Origin of the sequence: Pseudomonas sp. FJ2-5-13 (genome assembly GCF_029201605.1) — a bacterium.
GTDB lineage: Bacteria > Pseudomonadota > Gammaproteobacteria > Pseudomonadales > Pseudomonadaceae > Aquipseudomonas > Aquipseudomonas lactis.
Genome location: NZ_CP104045.1, coordinates 5565804 through 5586286, shown reverse-complemented (window position 1 = coordinate 5586286; position 20483 = coordinate 5565804). Strand labels below are relative to the sequence as shown.

Here is a 20483-nt window from a genome sequence, read left to right as displayed (position 1 = left end):
CTCGTGGGCAGGGGTGGCGGGATAGACGTTTCTTTGCAGTGCAGGTTATTGCTCTGTAGGAGCGAGCTTGCTCGCGAAAAATGTCAACGATAACGCAGTGCTGATAGCCAGCCGGCGGTGTCTGTAAGTTCTTCGCGAGCAAGCTCGCTCCTACGGTTTATAAGGTCAGCGTCAGGCGTTTTACCAAAGCGCCTGGCAACAGGTTGGAAGCGGTGTTGCGCTGGTCATAGGTACTGGCCGACAACAGCAGCTCCCGATCAGCAGTCAGCGCTTCCAATTGCGAACCGAGCAACTGATAGACACTGTCATCAAAGCGCATGGTGCTGACCGGCGCCTGGATCTCGCCGTTTTCCACCCAGAAGGTCGCAAAGCGCGTCATGCCGGTCAGGCGCGCTGCCGGCAGGTCGGAGTAGTTCAGGTACCAGAGGTTGCTGATATACAGACCGGTGCCCAACTGCTTGAGAATATCGGCCTGGGCCAGGTTGCCGGGCGCCATTTGCAAGGCGCTGGGCGACTCGTCGCTGCTGGCGCCGTTGGTGTTCAAGCCGTATTCGGCGGCGCTGCGCGAGTTGATCAACTGGCCCTCGGCCTGGCCTGCGTTGATCAGGGTGACATCCTCGCGCGGGTAGCCTTCAGTGGAAAACGCTTGGCTCAGGGAGCCGCTGATCTGCTCATCCACCGTCACCAGCGGGCTCAGTGACTGATCACCCGCGTACAGGCGTTGCAACGAACTGCCTTTGCTGGCGATGGCCTGGGCCGAAAAACCACCCCAGGTGATGATGCTGATGATTTCTTCCAGCGCTGCCGGCGCCAGGTAGGCGCGGTATTGGCCGGGCGCCAGGTTGTGCAGCGGGCGATCGAGAAACGCCAGTTGCTCCCGGGCCTGTCGGAAACGGGCGGCGAATTCGGCGCTGTTCCAGGTATGCCCGGCGTAGCTGGCTTTGACCGCTTCGCCATTGGCGTGGAACAGGCTGAAGTCGAAATTGAAGCTGTTAGCCCGGTGCCAGCCGAACGCGCCCGTTGAGCTGGCGAAACCACGGCTGATGGGGCCTGCGGCGTAGAAACCGACCAGGTCCACGCCGTCGGCGGCCTGGCTGATATCGTCCAGCACCTGGGCCAGTTCCGGCAGCGGGCGCAGCTGTTCGTTATGGTTGTGCCAGGCGTCGGGGTTCAACAGCAGGTACGGGTCAGGCGGTAACAGCGGCAAGGTTTCGCGCAGTTGTTGCAGGCCATTTGCCAGGCGTTGGCGATCCAGCTCCGCTTCGCCCGACAGGGTGATACCCAGGTCGGCGTGGCGCCCATCGTTGATCAATTTGAGGTTCAGGCTGGCCTGCTGTACCTGGCCGGCCTGGCGCACCTGTGCGTGGTTGAAGCGCACGAACTCGGACGCTTCATCCGCGTAGCCGAGTTGAAAGTGTTCCTTGTCGGTGATGGCTTGCTGGAGCCAGTCCACCAGTGCCTTGAAGTGGTTCATCAGGCATCTCCCCCAAATACATCGACATTGCTGAATACACAGGCCGGCGACGCATGGCCGACGCGGATCACCTGGTTGGGTTCGCCCTTGCCGCAGTTCGGCGTGCCCAACACCTTGAAGGTGCTGGCATCGCCCACCGCGCTGAGCTTGCGCCAGAACTGCGCGGAAATCGCCCGGTAGTTGGGGTTCTTCACCACGCCCTTGAGTTCGCCGTTTTCGATCAACTGGCCCCACTCGCAGCCGAACTGGAACTTGTTGCGCGCATCGTCGATGGACCACGAACGGTTGGTCGACATCAGGATGCCGTTCTCGATGCCGCCCACCAATTGCGCGAGGCTTTTATCGCCGGGCTCGATATTCAGGTTGGCCATGCGGTCGATGGGCGCACGGTTCCAGCCGCAGGCGCGGCTGTTGGCAACGCCTGGCAGGTTGGCGCGAAACTGCGACAAGGCCCCGCCCAAGGGCTTGAGCAGCAGGCCCTCGCGAATCAGAAATTGCTTGCTGGCAGGCGTGCCGTCGTCGTCATGGCCGTAGCTGGCAAGCTGTTCGGGGATGTCCGGGTCGAAGGTGACGTTGAGCAACGGTGAGCCATATTGCAGGTGGCCGAAGTCGCTGGCCTTCACAAAACTGGTGCCGGCGTAATTGCGCTCGTCACCGAGGATGCGGTCCAGCTCCAGCGGGTGGCCGATGGATTCGTGGATCTGCAGGATCATCTGGTCGGGCATCAGCAGCAGGTCACGCGGGCCGTGGGGCGTATTCGGTGCGAGCAGCAACTGCAGGGCTTCGTCGGCCACTTTGCGGGCGGCGCCCACCAGGCCCAAGCGCTGGATCACGCCGGCACTGCCTTGCTGGCCGAAGTTGGTGCCGCCCAAGGTGCGGGTCTGACTGTCGTTGCCGTCGAAGGCGGTGACGCTCAAGCCGGGGAACACGAAACGCTGGGCCTGACGCAATTGCGCGCCGGCGCTGTTGAGGTAGATCTGTTCGACCCGCGTGGTGCCCAGGCTGACTTCCCAACTCACCAGGCGCTCATCCTTGGGCACGGCGGCGGACTCATCGCCGAGCAATTGGTAGCAGTCGCTCAGGGACGGGAAGGGCTGGTCGAGGTCGGGCGACAGGTAGTCGGCGACGTCGCTGGACACTGGTTGCTGGTGCAGGTCGAGCAGGGCGTGGGGCTTGATCAACCGGGCTTGCTGTTCAGCACGCTCAAGGGCGGCTTGCAGGCCGGCAAGGGAAATATCGTTGGTCGCGGCGTAGGCTTCCACGCCGTTGAGGCGCACGGTAAGCATGGCGCCTTCGTCATGGCCCAGGTGAGGCGGTTCGGCGACGTTCTTGCGCACCGACAGGTACTGGCCGGATTCGCGAACGTAGCGCAGGGAGAAAAATTCGGCGGTGGTGCGCAGGGCACCGAAGTGTTTCTTGAGCGTGGCGTGGTGTTCGAACATGGGGCCTTCCTTGTGGGCGGCTCGGCGCGGGCAGGCCAACAGAGTAGGCCTGGGCGGGGAGCTGATCAAGGGAGGTTTTGTTGTGTCTGGTCGGGCCTCATCGCGGGCAAGCCCGCTCCCACATTTTGAGTTGTGAACCCATTCAACTGTGGGAGCTGGCTTGCCTGCGACGCAGGCACCGCGTTGTATCAGTTACTGCGCAATCTCACGCAGCGGCTTGCCACGCACCGGCGCATCGCCTGCCACGTAGTAGTCGGCGGTGCTGCGCGGCAGCGGCTTGCGGCCACGGATCTTGTCGGCGATTTTCTCGGCGATCATGATTGTTGGCGCGTTGAGGTTGCCGGTGGTGATGATCGGCATGATCGAGGCATCGACCACACGCAGGCCCTGCATGCCATGCACGCGGCCTTCGCTATCGACTACGGCCATCTCGTCGGTGCCCATCTTGCACGAGCAGGACGGGTGGAACGCGGTCTCGGCGTGCTCGCGGATGAACTTGTCCAACTGCTCATCGGTTTGCACGTCGATGCCCGGGCTGATTTCGCGGCCGCGGTATGGGTCCAGTGCCGGCTGCTGCATGATTTCACGGGTCAGGCGGATGCCATCGCGGAACTCCTGCCAGTCCTGCTCGGTGGCCATGTAGTTGAAGAGGATGCTCGGGTAGTCCCGTGGGTTCTTCGACTTCAGCTGGATACGGCCACGGCTTGGCGAACGCATGGAGCCCATGTGCGCCTGGAAACCGTGCTCTTTCACACCATTGCTGCCGTTGTAGTTAATGGCTACCGGCAGGAAGTGGTACTGGATGTTCGGCCACTCGAATTCTTCACGGGTACGGATAAACCCGCCCGCTTCGAACTGGTTGCTGGCGCCGATGCCGGTGCCGTTGAACAGCCATTCGGCTCCAATCGCCGGCTGGTTGTACCAGAGCAGCGAAGGGTACAGCGACACGGGCTGGGTGCAGGCATATTGCAGGTACAGCTCAAGGTGGTCCTGCAGGTTTTCACCCACGCCCGGCAGGTCGTGGACCACCGGGATGTCGAGGCTTTCCAGCAATTTGGCCGGGCCGACGCCGGAGCGTTGCAGCAGTTGCGGCGAAGCGATTGCGCCGCTGCACACCAATACTTCTTTACGCGCACGGGCTTCAACGCGCTCTTCGGCGGCGCCGATCAGGTAACGCACGCCCACTGCACGCTTGCCTTCGAACAGTACTTTGTCGGTGAGGGCATGGGTGACGATGGTCAGGGTCGAACGCTTTTTAGCCGTGTCCAGGTAACCGCGTGCGGTGCTGGCGCGACGGCCGTTCGGCGTGACGGTACGGTCCATCGGGCCGAAGCCTTCTTGCTGGTAGCCGTTCAAGTCTTCGGTACGTGGGTAACCGGCCTGTACGCCCGCTTCAACCATGGCGTGGAACAGCGGGTTGTTGCCCGCTTTCGGCGTGGTCACGCTGACCGGGCCGTCGCCACCGTGCCAATCGTTGGGGCCGATGTCGCGGGTTTCGGCTTTGCGGAAATACGGCAGGCAGTCCAGGTAGGTCCAGTCTTCCAGGCCCGGCAGCTTCGACCAATTGTCGTAGTCCATGGCGTTGCCACGGATGTAGCACATGCCGTTGATCAGGGAAGAGCCACCCAGGCCCTTGCCGCGACCGCATTCCATCCGGCGGCCGTCCATGTGGGGCTCTGGATCGGTTTCGTAGGCCCAGTTGTAGCGGCGGCCCTGCAGCGGGAAGGCCAGGGCGGCTGGCATCTGGGTACGGAAGTCGAGGCGGTAGTCCGGGCCACCGGCTTCCAGCAACAGGACGGTGACGCCTTCGTCTTCGGTCAGACGGGTCGCCAGGGTATTACCGGCGGAGCCGGCACCCACAATGATGTAATCGTATTCTTGGGACATGAATGTACCCTCTTTGAAGTATGGTCAGGTCTGGCGAGTGCTTCGCACTCGATCGCAGGCAAGCCAGCTCCCACATTTGATCGGGTTCACACAGAGCAAATGTGGGTGCCGGGCTTGTCGAGTCGTCGCACCGCCGCGATGGCCTCACGGGCAATACAAGACTCGCTGGTGTTAGAACACCGAGGCGTAATCGCCCAACTCAACCTGTACCGATTTGATGCGGGTGAAGTTGTTCAGCGAGCTGATGCCGTTCTCACGGCCAACACCCGACTGCTTGTAGCCGCCAACCGGCATCTTCGCGTCGGACTCGCCCCAGGCGTTGATCCAGCAGATACCGGCTTCCAACTGGTGAATCACGCGGTGGGCGCGGTTCAGGTCGCGGGTGACCAGGCCAGCGGCCAGGCCGAAGTCGGTGTCGTTGGCGCGACGGATCACTTCTTCTTCGGTTTCATAGGTGAGGATGCTCATCACCGGGCCAAAGATTTCTTCACGCACGATCACCATGTCGTCGGTGCAGTCGGTGAACACGGTCGGGGCCACGAAGGCGCCTTTGGCGAAGTCGCCGTCAGTCAGACGATCGCCGCCGCACAACAGGCGGGCGCCTTGTTCTTTACCTTTGGCGATGTAGCCCAGCACGCTTTCCATGTGGGCGAAGCTGACCAGCGGGCCGAAGTTGGTGTTTTCGTCTTCCGGGTTGCCGATGCGAATACGCGCAACACGCTCAACGATCTTGGCTTCGAACGCGGCTTGCAGGTGCTTGGGCACGAACACACGGGTGCCGTTGGTGCAGACCTGACCGGAGCTGTAGAAGTTGGCCATCATGGCGGTATCGGCGGCGCGGTCGAGGTCGGCGTCGTCGAAAATGATCAGCGGGGACTTGCCGCCCAGTTCCATGGTCACGTCTTTGAGCGAGGAGCTCGACGCGCTGGCCATGACTTTCTTGCCGGTGTCGGTGCCGCCGGTGAAGGAGACTTTTTCGATGCGCGGGTGCTCGGTCAGCCAGGTGCCGACTTCACGGCCGCTGCCGGTCAGTACGTTGAACACGCCTGCTGGAACGCCAGCCTCGGTGTAGATCTCGGCCAGTTTCAGGGTGGTCAGCGAGGTGACTTCGCTTGGCTTGAAGATCATCGCGTTACCGGCAGCCAGGGCTGGTGCGGATTTCCACAGGGCGATCTGGATTGGGTAGTTCCACGCGCCGATACCGGCAACCACGCCCAGCGGCTCGCGGCGGGTGTAGACAAACGAGGTGTCGCGCAGGGGGATCTGCTCGCCTTCGATGGCGGGCACCAGGCCAGCGTAGTATTCCAGCACGTCAGCACCGGTGACGATGTCGACGTACTTGGTTTCCGAGAAGGCTTTACCGGTGTCCAGGGTTTCCAGGGCGGCCAGCTCATCGTTGCGCTCGCGCAGGATGTCCACGGCACGACGCAGGATGCGCGAACGCTCCATGGCGGTCATGGCGGCCCAGATTTTCTGGCCTTTTTCAGCGCTGACCACGGCACGTTCAACGTCATCGAAGGTGGCGCGTTGCACTTGGGCGAGAACTTCACCGTTAGCCGGGTTGATGGCTTCGAAGGTGGCATCGCTGCCAGCGTCGCTGTAGCCGCCGTCAATGTAGAGTTTTTGCAGGTCGAAACGGGCCATAAAGTCCTCGCAAGTGCATAAGTGGTTGGCGTTACCCGCCGAACAGTGGGCCATGGGGTTGTGGCAACACTGAGCGGCGGACGTTCAGGGGTTGAGCGGTTATGTGTGCTCTAACTCACCTGCTTGGCCAATTGGAAATCCATGTATTCGTAAGCGATCCGTTGCGCCTGCGCCGTGTCGAAAGCGTCTCCCGACAGGGCGCCGCGCAACCACAAACCGTCGATCAGAGCCGCCAGACCTCGGGCTGCTTTGCGTGCGTGCGGCAGCGGCAGCACTCGGCGGAACTGGCAGCACAGGTTGGAATACAGACGTTGATCGTTGATCCGCTGCAACCTGTGCAATGACGGGTGGTGCATGCTGGTGGCCCAGAAGGCCAGCCAGGTTTTCATTGCCGGGCCGTTGACCTGGCTGGCGTCGAAGTTGCCTTCGATGATCACCTGAAGGTGCGCCCGTGGGCTGTCATCCTTCAAGGCACGCCTGCGTTCTTGCACGTTCTCGATCAGCGCATTCATCAGGTAGCGCATCGTCGCTGCGATCAGGCCGTTCTTGTCCTGAAAGTAGTGGCTGATGATGCCGTTCGAGACGCCGGCCAGACGGGCGATCAACGCAATGCTGGCATCTCCCATCCCGACCCGATCGATGGCCGTCAATGTGGCTTCGATCAACTGCTGGCGGCGTATGGGTTGCATACCGACCTTGGGCATGTAGCACCTCTCCTTAGGCCTGCCGATGGGCGATCCACGTCCGTCGGCTTGAGGGCCAGTCTATTTTGTTTTGATTGAACGTTCAATCAACAAAGAATAAGATCTGCGACAAATGGTCGCTGCCTACAGATGTTTCCTACCTGCGAGCTGCAACCTTCGACACCTGCAAAAACCCTTGAAACAGGCCACTTCAGAGCCTGATCACCGCCTTGGCGGGCTCAAGAATTTTCGGGGTGTCTTTATAACACCCGTCCGTCGACTGCCGAAAAATCGATGTCCCGGGATAACCGTTGCCTTGTGTTTCTCTTTCGCACTGCCCGGAGCATCTGCGCCATGAGTTCTGCCTCTCTTATAAAGACCCCACCGGAAAAGGTCCGGGTCAACGGTTGGGTGTTCTACACCTCCACCGCGCTGATTTTATTGTTGACCGCCATTCTGATCGTCGCCCCGCAGGAGGCCGGGCGCCTGCTCGGCGTAGCACAGGCCTGGCTGTCGAAAAGCTTTGGCTGGTACTACATGGTGGTCATCGCCGCCTACCTGGTGTTTGTGGTCGGCCTGGCGTTTTCGTCCTATGGGAAACTTAAGCTGGGTGCGAAGGACGATACCCCAGACTTCAGCTACGGCGCCTGGGCCGGCATGTTGTTCTCGTCGGGTATCGGCATCTCGCTGTTGTATTTCGGTGCGTCCGAGCCGTTGGACCACTACTTCAACCCGCCCGAAGGCGCTGCCGCCAGCAATGGCGCGGCACGCCAGGCGCTGCAACTGACCTTCCTGCACTGGGGCCTGCACGGCTGGGCGATCTATGCGCTGGTGGGCCTGGCCGTGGCGTACTTTGCTTATCGTCACAACCAGCCGCTGGCCTTGCGTTCGGCGCTGTACCCGCTGGTGGGCGAGCGTTGGGTGAAGGGCGCCGCCGGCCATGCGGTAGACGGTTTCGGCATGTTCGTGACCCTGCTGGGCCTGGTGACCAACCTGGGGATCGGCTCGATGCAAGTGTCGTCGGGGCTGGAAAACCTGTTCGGCATGGAGCACAGCAATACCAATTTGCTGATCGTGATCATCGTGATGAGCACCGTGGCGACCATCGCTGCCGTGTCGGGTGTGGAAAACGGCATTCGCCGCCTCTCCAACCTCAACATCGTGCTGTTCAGCGGCTTGCTGATCTTCGTGCTGTTGTTCGGCCCCACGTTGCACCTGCTCAATGGCCTGGTGCAGAACACTGGTGATTACCTCAACGGTATCGTGCTCAAAACCTTCGACCTGTATGTGTACGAAGGCGACGGTGCCAAAACCGAACGCTGGATGGGCCTGTGGACCCTGTTTTACTGGGCCTGGTGGATTTCCTGGGCGCCATTTGTGGGCATGTTCATCGCGCGTATTTCCCGTGGGCGTACCGTGCGTGAACTGGTGGCTGGCGTATTGCTGATCCCGCTGGGCTTTACCCTGGCGTGGCTGTCGATCTTCGGCAACTCGGCCCTGGATTTGGTGTTGAACCATGGAGCGGTGGAGTTGGGCAAGACGGCGCTGGAGCAACCGTCCATGGCCATCTACCAACTGCTTGAGCATTACCCGGCGTCGAAAGTGGTGATCGGCGTGTCGATCTTCGTGGGCTTCGTGCTGTTCCTGACGCCTGCGGATTCCGGCGCGGTGATGATGGCCAACCTTTCCTGCAAAGGCGGCAACGTGGATGAAGACGCGCCGCACTGGTTGCGTATCTTCTGGTCGGCGGTGATCACCCTGGTGACCATCGGCCTGCTGTTTGCCGGTAACTTCGAAGCCATGCAAACCATGGTGGTGTTGGCGGGGCTGCCGTTCTCGGTGGTGCTGGTGTTCTTTATGTTCGGTTTGCACAAGGCCATGCGCCAAGACGTGGCCATCGAACAGGAGCAGGCGCAATTGGCTGAACGCGGGCGTCGTGGTTTCAGCGAGCGTTTGACTGCCCTGGACCTGCAACCGAGCCAGGCCACCGTGCAGCGCTTTATGGACAAGCACGTAACGCCGGCGTTGGAAGAAGCCGCGAGTGCGTTGCGTGATCAGGGCCTGGAAGTGCAGACCTTGCTGGGCAAATCCAAACGCTGCATCGGCGTGCGGATCGAGATGGACGAAGGCAACCCGTTTGTCTACGAAGTGAGTCTGGATGGCTACTCGGCAGCACCCGCTGACCTGCCTGAAGAAGAGCGCACCCGTTACTACCGTGCCGAGGTGTACCTGCACAACGGGCCTCAGGAGTATGACCTGATGGGCTTCACCCAGGAGCAGATCACCCGGGATGTGCTCGATCAGTTTGAAAGCCATCGGCAGCTCCTTGGCCGGGTCTATAGCTGATAGTTGAGCTGGCGGCGCCTTAACTGGCGCCGCTTAGCTAATGTGAAAGCAGATCAAAATGTGGGAGCGGGCTTGCTCGCGAATGCGGTGGATCAGTAATAGATGTACTCACTGACACACCGCATTCGCGAGCAAGCCCGCTCCCACATTTGCTTTGCGGTGCGTTTTAGCCCAGGTTCTTGCCCAGCAGGGCATGGTAGAGCTCACTGTCTCCCAAAATCCCCACCACCTTGTTGTTGTCGTGCAGCACCAGCTTGTTGCCTGTCTGGTAGCGAATCTGCAACGCATCGCGCATGCCGATGTTCGAGTCCACCAGCGTCGGTACGCGGCCCAAGCCTTCCACGGCCTGCCCTGGCGCCCAGTTTTGCAGGTTCATCGTCACGCCATTCTGGCGTGCGCCCTGGATGGTGTTGCCTTCGGCCAGGTCCAGCCAGGAGTCGCCACCCGGATCAAGGCACACCGAACCATTCACACGCGTGCAGTTATCCAGGGTGCGCATCAGGCTGCGCCCGCACAGCACGTTCAGCGGGTTGGTATGGGCGACGAAGGTGCGCACATAGTCATCCGCCGGGTTCAGCACAATCTCTTCCGGCACGCTGTACTGGATGATCTTGCCGTCTTTCATGATCGCGATACGGCTACCGAGTTTGAGTGCTTCGTCCAGGTCGTGGCTGACGAACACGATGGTCTTGCTCAACTTGCGTTGCAGCTCCAGCAGTTCATCTTGCAAGCCTTGACGGATCAACGGGTCGAGGGCCGAGAAGGGTTCGTCCATCAGCAGGATATCGGCGTCCATCGCCAGGGCGCGGGCCAGGCCGACGCGCTGCTGCATGCCGCCGGACAACTCGTCGGGCTTCTTGTTGCGCCATTGGCTCAGGCCTACCAGTTCGAGCTTTTCGTCCACCAGCGTGCGCCGTTCTTTCTCTGGGCGGCCCTGCATCTCCAGGCCGAAGCTGATGTTCTCGCGCACCGTCAGCCAGGGCATCAGGGCGAACTTCTGGAACACCATGGCGATGCGTTTGGTGCGCATCATTTTCAGCTCGGCGGGGGTGCAGGAGGCGATGTCGATCTGGCGACCTTCATGCTCCACAAACAGCTGGCCACGGCTGACGGTATTGAGGCCGTTGATGCAGCGCAGCAAGCTGGACTTGCCTGAGCCCGAGAGGCCCATCAGCACACAGATCTCGCCTTTCTCGATGTCCAGGCTGGCCTTTTCAACGCCGACAATCTGCCCGGTCTTCTTCAGGATTTCGTTACGGCTCATGCCCTGGTCCAGCAGCTTGAGCGCTTCGCGTGGGTCTTTGGAAAAGATCACGTCGACATTGTCGAATCGGATAATGCTCATGCATCACCCCCTACTTTAGCGTCGGGTTGTTTGCAGATACGGTCGAGCATGATGGCGAGCAATACAATGGCCAGGCCCGCTTCAAAGCCCAAGGCAATGTCTGCGGTGTTGAGTGCGTTGACCACCGGCTTGCCGAGGCCATCAGCGCCCACCAGGGCCGCGATCACCACCATCGACAGCGACAGCATGATGCACTGGGTAATGCCGGCGGCAATGCTCGGCATGGCGTGGGGCAGTTCAATGCGCGAGAGCAACTGGCGGCGCGAGCAGCCAAAGGCTTTGCCGGCGTCCATCAGCTCTTGCGGCACATCACGGATACCCAGGTAGGTCAGGCGGATCGGCGCGGCAATCGCGAACACCACCGTGGAAATCAGCCCAGGCACCACACCCAGCCCGAAGAGGGTCAGGGTAGGGATGAGGTAGACGAAGGTCGGCACGGTCTGCATCAGATCGAGTACCGGCCGCATCATGGTGTAGAACATCGGCTTATGCGCGGCAACAATGCCCAGCGGCACACCGATGACCACGCAGACCAGGGTGGCGAACAGCACCTGCGCGAGGGTTTCCATGGTTTCCTGCCAGTACCCCAGGTTGAGGATCAGCAGGAAGGAGGCGATGACAAAAACAGTCAGTCCCCATTTACGTTGAATAAAGTGAGCCAGCAGCGCAATCAGACCGATCAATGCCAGTGGATTGAACCAGGTCAGCGCAAACGTCACGCCGTGGATCATCGTTTCCAGGGTCGATGCGATTGCGTCGAAGTAGTTGGCCCCGTGTTGGGTCAACCAGTCGACGAAGGCAGCGATGTACTGGCCTAGTGGGATTTTCTGTTCAGTCAGCATGGTAGTGAATGTCCACATGCGAAGGGGAAAACATCCCAGGCCAGCGCACCGGCCTGGGGTCAGCGGGTGCTATTTGGCGAGGTAAGCTTTAACGGCATCGAGCCCTGGTTTGCCATCAACGGTGGTGACACCGGCGAGCCAGGTGTCGAGCACTTGCGGGTTCTTCTGCAGCCAGGCCTTGGCGGCAGCATCGGCCTTCATCTTGTCGTCCAGGACGTTCCCCATCAGGGTGCTTTCCATGTCGAGGGTGAACACCAGGTTCTTCAGCAACTGACCAACGTTGCTGCACTCCTGGGTGTAGCCTTTGCGGGTGTTGGTGTAGATGGTGGCCTGGCCGTAGTTGGGGCCGAACGAGTCGTCACCACCGGTCAGGTACTTCATCTTGAAGCGGGTGTTCATCGGGTGCGGTTCCCAGCCGAGGAACACGATGGCCTGGTTGCGCTTGGAGGCGCGTTCAACCTGGGAGAGCATGCCGGCTTCGCTGGATTCGACCACTTTGAAGCCGGCGGTTTTCAGGCCAAAGGCATCTTTGTCGATCAGTGTCTGGATAGTGCGGTTGCCATCGTTGCCCGGCTCGATGCCGTAGATCTTGCCGCCCAGCTCATCCTTGAATTTGGCGATGTCGGCGAAGTCCTTCAGGCCCTTGTCGTACAGCGCCTGTGGGACTGCCAAGGTGTACTTGGCGTTCTCCAGGTTGGCGCGCACGGTTTCCACGGTGCCGGCATCACGGTACTGCTTGATGTCGTTTTCCATGGTCGGCATCCAGTTGCCGAGGAAGATGTCCATGTTCTTGCCGTCGGCCAGGGACTTGTAAGTCACCGGTACCGAAATCATCGTGGTGCGCGGCTTGTAGCCCAGGCCCTTGAGGATCTCGCTGGTGGTCGCGGTGGTGACGGTGATGTCGGTCCAGCCGACATCGGAGAAGTTGACGGTCTTGCACTGTTCCGGTTCTGCGGCGTGTGCCACGACTGGCAGACTCAGCATGGCGGCCAACAACAACGAGGGTGAACCTTTCATGTGGGTAGACTCCTGTGTCTTTTCTGGCGGCATTCGCCGCGCTTTATAAGTGTTGCGGTTGGAGCGTGAGACAACAGCTCTGGCGCGGTGCCTTGCAAACGAGTCGAGACTGATCATGTACCAGTGAAAATCTGACGCCTACAGGGGGCGTCGTATCCAGTACAGGGAGGGTCGCATCCAGTACCGATGACGTCGCTTACAGGTTTTTCCGAAGGTAAAACTGCTGTTTTTACCCTTCTGCACCGCAAAAAACGGCCAAAACTGGCGTTCGCACGCGAGCGCCGCTGGTGAGCATGAGTGCGTCGGTGTGAGACGCCGTGATGACGAATAAAAGCTTGATGATGCCGCCATCTGGGCGATCTGAGCGTAGCACCTCGTTCAAGCCCGGCCCGTGCTTATCGAGGAGTTTCACGTTAATGGCTATCAGCGTTTTCGACCTGTTCAAGATCGGCATCGGGCCTTCGAGTTCGCACACCGTGGGGCCCATGCGCGCCGCGGCGTTATTCGTTCAAGGGTTGCGTGAGCGTGGGTGGCTGGAACAGGTGCAGCGTGTCGAAGTGCAACTGTACGGCTCGTTGTCGGCCACCGGCATCGGTCATGGCAGCGACACCGCCACCATCATGGGCCTGATGGGCGAATGGCCGGACGCAATCGACCCCACGCAAATCGGCGCCCGCATTCACACCTTGCGCGAAACCGACACGTTGCTGCTCGACGGGCGGTTGCCGGTGCCGTTTGTGTGGGCCCGCGACATGCGCCTGCTCGATGAGAACCTGCCGTTTCATCCCAACGCCATGACCCTGGTGGTGTTTGGCGAAAACGGCGAGTTGCACCGCGACACCTATTACTCGGTGGGCGGCGGTTTCGTCGTGGATGAAGCCCAGGCCCAAAGCGGTGTGGCGGACATGGACCGTACCGAGCTGCCCTATGACTTTTCCAGTGCCGTGGAGCTGTTGCAGCTGTGCAAGACCCACAACCTGCGTGTTGCCGAACTGATGCTGGCGAATGAAAAAACCTGGCGCAGCGAAGAAGAAATCCGCAGCGGCCTGATGAAGCTCTGGCGCGCCATGCAAGATTGCGTGGAGCAGGGCCTCAAGCACGAAGGCATCCTGCCTGGCGGCTTGAACGTGCGCCGTCGCGCCGCCAAGTTGCACCGCAGCTTGCAGGAGCTGAACAAGCCCAATGTGATTGGCTCGACCTTGAGCGCCATGGAATGGGTCAACCTGTTCGCCCTGGCGGTCAACGAAGAAAACGCCGCCGGTGGGCGCATGGTCACGGCGCCTACCAATGGCGCGGCGGGGATCATCCCGGCGGTGTTGCACTACTTTATGAAGTTCAGTGAAGAAGTCACCGAAGCCAACGTGGTGGACTACCTGCTCGGCGCGGCGGCGGTGGGCATCCTGTGTAAAAAGAACGCCTCGATCTCGGGGGCCGAAGTCGGTTGCCAGGGTGAGGTCGGTTCTGCGTGCGCCATGGCTGCGGCCGGATTGGCGGAGATCCTCGGCGCCACGCCGGAGCAACTGTGCAACGCCGCCGAAATCGGTTTGGAACATAACCTTGGCCTGACCTGCGACCCGGTGGGCGGTTTGGTGCAAGTGCCGTGTATCGAGCGCAATGCGATCGCGGCGGTGAAGGCGATCAACGCGGCGCAAATGGCGTTGCGTGGCGATGGCCAGCACTTCATCTCGTTGGACCGGGTGATCCGCACCATGCGTGATACCGGGGCCGATATGCATGACAAGTACAAAGAGACATCGCGGGGTGGGTTGGCGGTGAGTGCGGTCGAGTGCTGAGACCGAGTTGCCTGCATTCGCGAGCAAGCCCGCTCCCACACTCGACCGCATTTCGTCAGGATGTACTCGGTCAAATGTGGGAGCGGGCTTGCTCGCGAATGCGGTAGCTCAGCCAGCGCTGCTCACAAAGTGAACACCCTAAGCCAAAATCGCCACCTTTTAGCGCGTCGCAAATAGATAAGTAGCTTCCGAACGATTCCTACACGATCACACGCCTGATGTGCTTTGGGTGACAGACTTCTCCTACGCCCGCAAAGCGCCTTCCCACAAGTGCTACCGATCTGCTCACACCCCTTGAACCCCGCCCGTTAGGCGTCATATCCCGCACTTCACGCGCGGGCTTGTATAGACGCATCAACAGGTCGTTTTCAGGAGTTCTTGAATAGCCATTCAATTTTAGGCATGGCATTTGCTCTATCAATTGCAAAGCCTCTCCTTTTCAGGACGAGCGCAATAACAAGAGCCTCGCCTGAGGCCACCACCTGCTTTGTGTGATGTGAGGAGATACTGCGATGACGTCGACCAACTCCGGGGCCCAACCCCAGAACCGTGCGCCTCAATCCATCGGCTTTTTGCTGCTGGACAATTTCACGCTGATTTCCCTGGCGTCAGCCGTGGAGCCACTGCGCATGGCCAACCAGCTGTCCGGCCGCGAGCTGTATCGCTGGACAACGCTGAGTGTCGACGGCAACCAGGTGTGGGCCAGCGATGGCCTGCAAATCACCCCCGATGCCTCCATGCACAAAGCCCCCGTCCTGGACACGGTCATCGTGTGCGGCGGCGTGGGTATCCAGCGCACCGTCACCCGTGAGCATGTGTCGTGGCTGCAAAGCCAGGCACGCCAGTCTCGTCGCCTCGGCGCGGTGTGCACCGGCAGCTGGGCCCTGGCCTGCGCCGGCTTGCTCGACGGCTTTGATTGCAGCGTGCACTGGGAATGCCTGGCGTCGATGCAGGAAGCCTTCCCGCGGGTGGCCATGAGCACGCGCCTGTTCACCCTCGACCGCAACCGCTTCACCAGCTCCGGCGGCACCGCGCCCCTGGACATGATGCTGCACCTGATCAGCCGCGACCACGGCCGTGAATTGTCCGCCGCCATCTCCGAGATGTTCGTGTACGAACGCATCCGCAACGAACAGGATCACCAGCGTGTGCCGCTCAAGCATATGCTCGGCACCAACCAGCCGAAACTGCAGGAAATCGTCGCGCTGATGGAAGCCAACCTCGAAGAGCCGATCGACCTGGACGAACTGGCGGTGTATGTCGCCGTGTCGCGCCGGCAGTTGGAGCGGCTGTTTCAGAAATACCTGCACTGCTCGCCGTCGCGCTACTACCTCAAGCTGCGCCTGATTCGTGCACGGCAACTGCTCAAGCAGACGCCAATGTCGATCATCGAAGTCGCCTCGGTGTGCGGGTTTGTGTCTACGCCGCACTTTTCCAAGTGCTACCGCGAGTACTTCGGCATTCCGCCTCGGGATGAGCGCGTAGGCTCCAACACCACCCAGCAAGTGGCGATGATGCCGATTCCGCCGGCACTGGTGTTGTCACCGTTGTCGGGGCCGATGTCGGCGTTGAGCCAGGCGCGCAACGAGTCGACGTTTGCCAGCGTAAGGCTCTGACACCAGGCTGCCTTATTGTAGGAGCGAGCTCGCTCGCGAAAAACCCAAGATCGCCGTGGGGTATCTGACGCCCCGCGTTATCATTGGCGATTTTCGCGAGCAAGCTCGCTCCTACAGAGGATGTATTTCAGGCGCCAGAGCTTTGTTTGAACTGCATCAGCGCAGGCAACAATTGCTTGTCGATCGCCTGCCTCACCGCCGGCAAAATCGTCGCACTGCCGCTGTACATCTTTTCAACCATGCCCTTGAGCGCCTTGGCCCGCGCTTCGCTCAACCCGCGCACCGCACATTCGCAAGCCTGCTCGGCGGTAGCGCCGCTGGACACTTCAAAACCCAGTGAGCGCAGTTGGCCCAGCAGGTCATCCTGGTCAATCAAATCCGCGTGCATCATGACGGTCATCCTGGTGTAGGGAGCGGGAATTGACTTGGATTCTGGTAGGCCCCAGGACTGGCGGCAAGGGCAGAATCCAGCGATGGCTCGTATGGCTATGAACAGGTCGTTTTCGGGTCACTTGATCTGACCCGTAACAGGCACACTGACCCCAGGCACGCAGCTTGACGGTTTGGTCACCCTCGAATGCACGGCTCACACAAAGCACTCTGCCCCGATCCCGTCACGGCTGGATCGGGGCTTTTTTTTGCGCGGGCAGCCCGATCACCCGGCCGAGCAGGGCAGGCCGGGGTAGGTCGGCGTGTTCCTGGCTCAGGGCAGTGAGTTTTTCCAGGGTGGCGCCGGCAAACGGCGCCGACTGCGGCCCGGCCAGGTCGACATGCAGCAGCATCTGCTCGTTACCGGCCAACTCGCGCCCTTCGCCCACAAGGTGCAGGCTGTGATAGAGATGCAGGCGCTTGGCGTCGTGGGCGATCAGTTGGGTATGCACCTCAACCTCGGCGCCGAGCTTTACCTCGTGCAGGTAGTTCAGGTGCAACTCCAGGGTGAACAGCGAGTGGCCGCTGGCTTCGCGGTTTTCGCTGTCCAGCCCCAGGGTGTCCATCAGCGCATCGGTGGCGTAGCTGAAGATCAGCAGGTAGAACGCATCACGCAGATGGCCGTTGTAGTCGACCCAGTCCGGCAGGATTTTGGTGGTGTAGGTGGTCAGTGCGGGCATGGTATGAATTCCAATGTGTAGGAGCGAGCTTGCTCGCGAAAAACTCAAGATCGCCGTGGGGGTACCTGATGCCCCGCGTTATCGTTGGCGATCTTCGCGAGCAAGCTCGCTCCTACAGGGTTATTCGGCGAAGTTCATGCCGTGCTTGGCCTTGGTTGTTTTTACGGCTTCCAGCACCGCCAGCAGGCAGTCATCACGATAGCGCTCCAGCGCCGAAATGCTGTGGTTACCTAACTGATCGGCGGTGCCGTCGACCACATCATCAATCAATTTTTCAGTCAGTTCAGGCGCTGGTAGATAAGTCCACGGCAACTGCAACGCCGGGCCGAACTGCGCCATGAAGTGGCGCATGCCCGCATCGCCGCCCGCCAGGGTGTAAGTGAGGAAGGTACCCATGAACGACCAGCGTAGCCCGGCACCAAAGCGAATGGCATCGTCGATTTCGCCGGTGGTCGCCACGCCGTCATTGACCAGGTGCAGCGCCTCTCTCCACAGCGCTTCCAGCAGGCGGTCGGCAATAAACCCCGGCACTTCCTTGCGTACATGCAGCGGGCGCATGCCGAGGGATTCATACACCTTGATCGCTGCCTGGATCGCCTCTGGGGCGGTGTTTTTGCCGCCCACCACTTCTACCAGTGGCAACAGGTAGACCGGGTTGAAGGGGTGGCCGACCACGCAGCGTTCCGGGTGGGTGGAGCTTTCATAGAATTCGCTGGGCAACAGCCCGGAGGTGCTGGAACCTATCAAGGCATTGGGCTTGGCCGAGGCGCTGATCTGGCTGTGCAATTGCAGCTTCAGCTCCAGGCGTTCCGGGGCGCTTTCCTGGATGAAGTCGGCGTCTTTCACGCAGTCTTCGATGGTGGTGACAAAGCGCAGGCGGTCTTGGGAGGCACCGGGCGCCAGGCCCTGTTGTTCAAGGGCAGTCCAGGCGTTGGCGACGCGTTTGCGCAGGGCTGCCTCGGCACCGGGCGCGGGGTCCCAGGCGACTACATCCAGGCCACGGGCAAGGGCACGGGACACCCAGCCGCTGCCGATGACGCCGCTGCCCAACGCGGCGAAGGTTTTGATGTCGGTGATAAAGCGCATGGCATATTCCTAAAAAGTTCGGTAATCCCCTGTGGGAGCGGGCTTGCTCGCGAATGCGGTGGGTCAGTACCGAATGCACCAACTGGCACACCGCATTCGCGAGCAAGCCCGCTCCCACAGGGTTGTGTGGTGTCTGTGTTAGCCGCGTTGGGTCAGGCCCATCTTGATGCGGCCTTCGGCCGGGGTCAGGACCCGTGCGCCTAACCGGCTGAGAATTTCACTGGCGCGTTCCACCAACTGGCCATTGGTGGCGAGCACGCCCTTGTCCAGCCACAGGTTGTCCTCAAGGCCCACCCGTACGTTGCCGCCCAGCAGCACCGCCTGCGCGGCCATCGGCATTTGCATGCGACCAATGCCGAAGCCCGCCCACACCGCGTCGGCGGGGAGGTTGTCGACCATGGCTTTCATGGTGGTGGTGTCGGCCGGTGCGCCCCAGGGAATGCCCAGGCACAGTTGGAATAGCGGGTTATCGAGCAGCCCTTCCTTGATCATCTGCTTGGCAAACCACAGGTGGCCGGTGTCGAAAATCTCCAGCTCGGCCTTTACGCCCAGTTCCTGGATACGTTTGGCGCCAGCACGCAGTTGCGCCGGGGTGGACACGTAAATGGTGTCGCCATCGCCGAAGTTCAGCGTGCCGCAGTCCAAGGTGCAGATTTCCGGCAGCAGTTCTTCGACGTGGGCCAGGCGGGTCAGCGGGCCGACCAGGTCGGTATTAGGCCCGAACTCCATGGGATTCTCGCCGCCACCGATCTCCAGGTCGCCGCCCATGCCGGCGGTGAGGTTGACGATGATGTCGATGTCGGCCTCGCGGATGCGCTCCATCACTTCACGGTACAGGGCTACATCGCGGCTGAATTTGCCGGTTTGCGGGTCGCGTACATGGCAATGCACCACGGTGGCGCCGGCTTTGGCGGCCTCTACCGCGGCGGCGGCGATTTGTTTGGGCGTGACCGGCACGTGTGGGCTTCGGGCGGTCGTGTCGCCAGCACCGGTGAGTGCGCAGGTGATGATGACGTCGTGGTTCATGAGGCGGTTCCTTACAGGCGTGGTGGTGCCGTTCGCGGTCGCAAGTGGCCGCGAAACGGTGGTTCGCAAAACGTTATTTGCTGGTCAGTTGCAGGTTGGTCGCGGCGGGTTTGCCGTCGAAAGTGGTGACGCCATCGAGCCAGCGCTGCCGGTCTTGAGGGTGATCCTTGAGCCACTGCCGTGCGGACTCCAAGGCGTCCTTGTGATCCAGCAGCGGCTGCATCATCCGGCTCTCGTCGGCGGCGGTGAATGTCAGGTTGGTCAATAGCTTATGCACGTTGGGGCACTGTTCGGCGTAGGCCGGCGCGGTCACGGTCCACACGGTGGCCATGCCTTCGTTCGGGCCCAGGGCGTCTTCGCTGCCGGAGAGGTAAGTCATCGCCACATTGACGTTCATCGGGTGCGGCGCCCAACCAAAGAACACCACGGCTTCCTTGCGGCGCACGGCACGGTCCACGGCCGCCAACATGCCGGCTTCGCTGGACTCCACCAACTGGAACTTGCCCAGGCCGAACTGGTTCTTGGCGATCATCGCCTTGATCTGGGTATTGGCGCCCGAGCCCGGCTCGATGCCATAAATCTTGCCGCCCAGCTCTTTCTCGAACCTGGCGATGTCGGCAAAGGTTTTCAGGCCCTTGTCGGCCAGGTAAGTCGGCACTGCGAGGGTGGCGCGGGCGTCTTTCAGGCTGGCTTTGTCGAGGACTTTGACTTGCTTGGCGTCGACGAACGGCGTGATGGTCTGGGTCATCAGCGGGTTCCAGTAACCCAGAAACAGGTCCAGGCGCTGGTCGCGGATGCCGGCAAAGATGATTTGCTGAGAGGCGCTGGTTTGTTTGGTCTTGTAGCCGAGGCCATCGAGCAGCACCTGGGCCATGGCGCTGGTGGCGATGACGTCAGTCCAGTTCACCACGCCCATGCGCACGTTCTGGCAAGCAGGGGCATCCGCTGCCATGACAGGGGTGCTCAAAATAGCGCTGGCGCTGAGTGCAAGTACGCAGCGGCTGATCAGTCGGTTCATGGGTGGAGCCCTCGGCAGGTCGTTATTGTGGGTGCCGGCGTCTTGGTGCGCCGTGGGATCACGTTACGCAGCTTGGCGCCCCGCAAAGCGCACGGCGGCGACTCGCTCTTGCACTGCAGCGACCTGTGCTCTTGAATGGCCGGTTGAACTGGCGT

General features: G+C 61.0%; 16 protein-coding genes. 3 read left to right on the top strand and 13 right to left on the bottom strand.

The genetic code is table 11. The annotated features are described in order from the left end of the window. Window positions 1-157: 157 nt before the first annotated feature. The 5 genes from N2A98_RS24815 to betI form a co-directional block, all read right to left on the bottom strand. A complete protein-coding gene (locus tag N2A98_RS24815) occupies window positions 158-1474 on the bottom strand; it encodes a TldD/PmbA family protein (protein ID WP_275622764.1) in 1317 nt (438 codons plus the stop codon). Next, window positions 1474-2916, bottom strand: a complete 1443-nt coding sequence (locus N2A98_RS24810) for a TldD/PmbA family protein (RefSeq protein WP_044271843.1) — start codon at window positions 2914-2916, stop codon at window positions 1474-1476. Before N2A98_RS24810 ends, N2A98_RS24815 begins: the two co-directional genes overlap by 1 nt. Before the next feature lie 192 nt (window positions 2917-3108). Continuing rightward, window positions 3109-4803, bottom strand: a complete 1695-nt coding sequence (betA, locus tag N2A98_RS24805; protein ID WP_275622763.1) for a choline dehydrogenase — start codon at window positions 4801-4803, stop codon at window positions 3109-3111. 171 nt (window positions 4804-4974) lie between these two features. Next, on the bottom strand, window positions 4975-6447 hold the full coding sequence (betB, locus tag N2A98_RS24800) for a betaine-aldehyde dehydrogenase (protein WP_044271841.1): 1473 nt from the start codon (window positions 6445-6447) through the stop codon (window positions 4975-4977). 110 nt (window positions 6448-6557) lie between these two features. Next, on the bottom strand, window positions 6558-7151 hold the full coding sequence (gene betI / locus N2A98_RS24795; protein ID WP_044271839.1) for a transcriptional regulator BetI: 594 nt from the start codon (window positions 7149-7151) through the stop codon (window positions 6558-6560). 390 nt (window positions 7152-7541) lie between these two features. Between betI and N2A98_RS24790 the strand changes: the two genes are divergently transcribed. Continuing rightward, complete coding sequence (locus N2A98_RS24790; protein WP_235369397.1) at window positions 7542-9476, top strand: BCCT family transporter; 1935 nt, start codon at window positions 7542-7544, stop codon at window positions 9474-9476. Window positions 9477-9642: 166 nt separating this feature from the next. Here the strand turns inward: N2A98_RS24790 and choV are convergent, their stop codons facing one another. The 3 genes from choV to N2A98_RS24775 all read right to left on the bottom strand — a co-directional run bounded on the left by choV (window position 9643) and on the right by N2A98_RS24775 (window position 12680). Next, the gene (gene choV / locus N2A98_RS24785; RefSeq protein WP_032894931.1) at window positions 9643-10821 is read right to left on the bottom strand and encodes a choline ABC transporter ATP-binding protein; all 1179 of its coding nucleotides are present in this window, start codon (window positions 10819-10821) and stop codon (window positions 9643-9645) included. Beyond that, a complete protein-coding gene (choW, locus tag N2A98_RS24780; protein ID WP_003194913.1) occupies window positions 10818-11663 on the bottom strand; it encodes a choline ABC transporter permease subunit in 846 nt (281 codons plus the stop codon). Before choW ends, choV begins: the two co-directional genes overlap by 4 nt. A 69-nt stretch (window positions 11664-11732) precedes the next feature. Beyond that, window positions 11733-12680: a choline ABC transporter substrate-binding protein gene (locus tag N2A98_RS24775; RefSeq protein WP_044271836.1), complete on the bottom strand. Its 948-nt coding sequence runs from the start codon at window positions 12678-12680 to the stop codon at window positions 11733-11735. A gap of 416 nt (window positions 12681-13096) precedes the next feature. On the opposite strand from N2A98_RS24775, the gene N2A98_RS24770 reads away from it, so the two are divergent. Together N2A98_RS24770 and N2A98_RS24765 are read left to right on the top strand one after the other, a co-directional pair. After that, entirely contained in the window at window positions 13097-14473 is a 1377-nt protein-coding gene (locus tag N2A98_RS24770; RefSeq protein ID WP_014720257.1) for an L-serine ammonia-lyase, read from the top strand. A 512-nt stretch (window positions 14474-14985) separates the two neighbouring features. Next, window positions 14986-16089, top strand: coding sequence for a GlxA family transcriptional regulator (locus N2A98_RS24765; RefSeq protein WP_003194907.1), 1104 nt, complete (start codon window positions 14986-14988; stop codon window positions 16087-16089). A gap of 127 nt (window positions 16090-16216) precedes the next feature. Here the strand turns inward: N2A98_RS24765 and N2A98_RS24760 are convergent, their stop codons facing one another. The 5 genes from N2A98_RS24760 to choX form a co-directional block, all read right to left on the bottom strand. After that, window positions 16217-16480: a hypothetical protein gene (locus N2A98_RS24760; protein WP_032894934.1), complete on the bottom strand. Its 264-nt coding sequence runs from the start codon at window positions 16478-16480 to the stop codon at window positions 16217-16219. A 223-nt stretch (window positions 16481-16703) separates the two neighbouring features. Further along, a complete protein-coding gene (locus N2A98_RS24755; protein ID WP_275622762.1) occupies window positions 16704-17198 on the bottom strand; it encodes a thioesterase family protein in 495 nt (164 codons plus the stop codon). Window positions 17199-17318: 120 nt separating this feature from the next. Next, window positions 17319-18284 (bottom strand): L-carnitine dehydrogenase, encoded by a 966-nt coding sequence (locus tag N2A98_RS24750; protein WP_275622761.1) that lies wholly within the window; start codon window positions 18282-18284, stop codon window positions 17319-17321. A 138-nt stretch (window positions 18285-18422) separates the two neighbouring features. Continuing rightward, window positions 18423-19310 (bottom strand): 3-keto-5-aminohexanoate cleavage protein, encoded by an 888-nt coding sequence (locus tag N2A98_RS24745; protein WP_044271833.1) that lies wholly within the window; start codon window positions 19308-19310, stop codon window positions 18423-18425. 73 nt (window positions 19311-19383) lie between these two features. Further along, a complete protein-coding gene (gene choX / locus N2A98_RS24740) occupies window positions 19384-20328 on the bottom strand; it encodes a choline ABC transporter substrate-binding protein (RefSeq protein ID WP_275622760.1) in 945 nt (314 codons plus the stop codon). Window positions 20329-20483 lie beyond the last annotated feature (155 nt).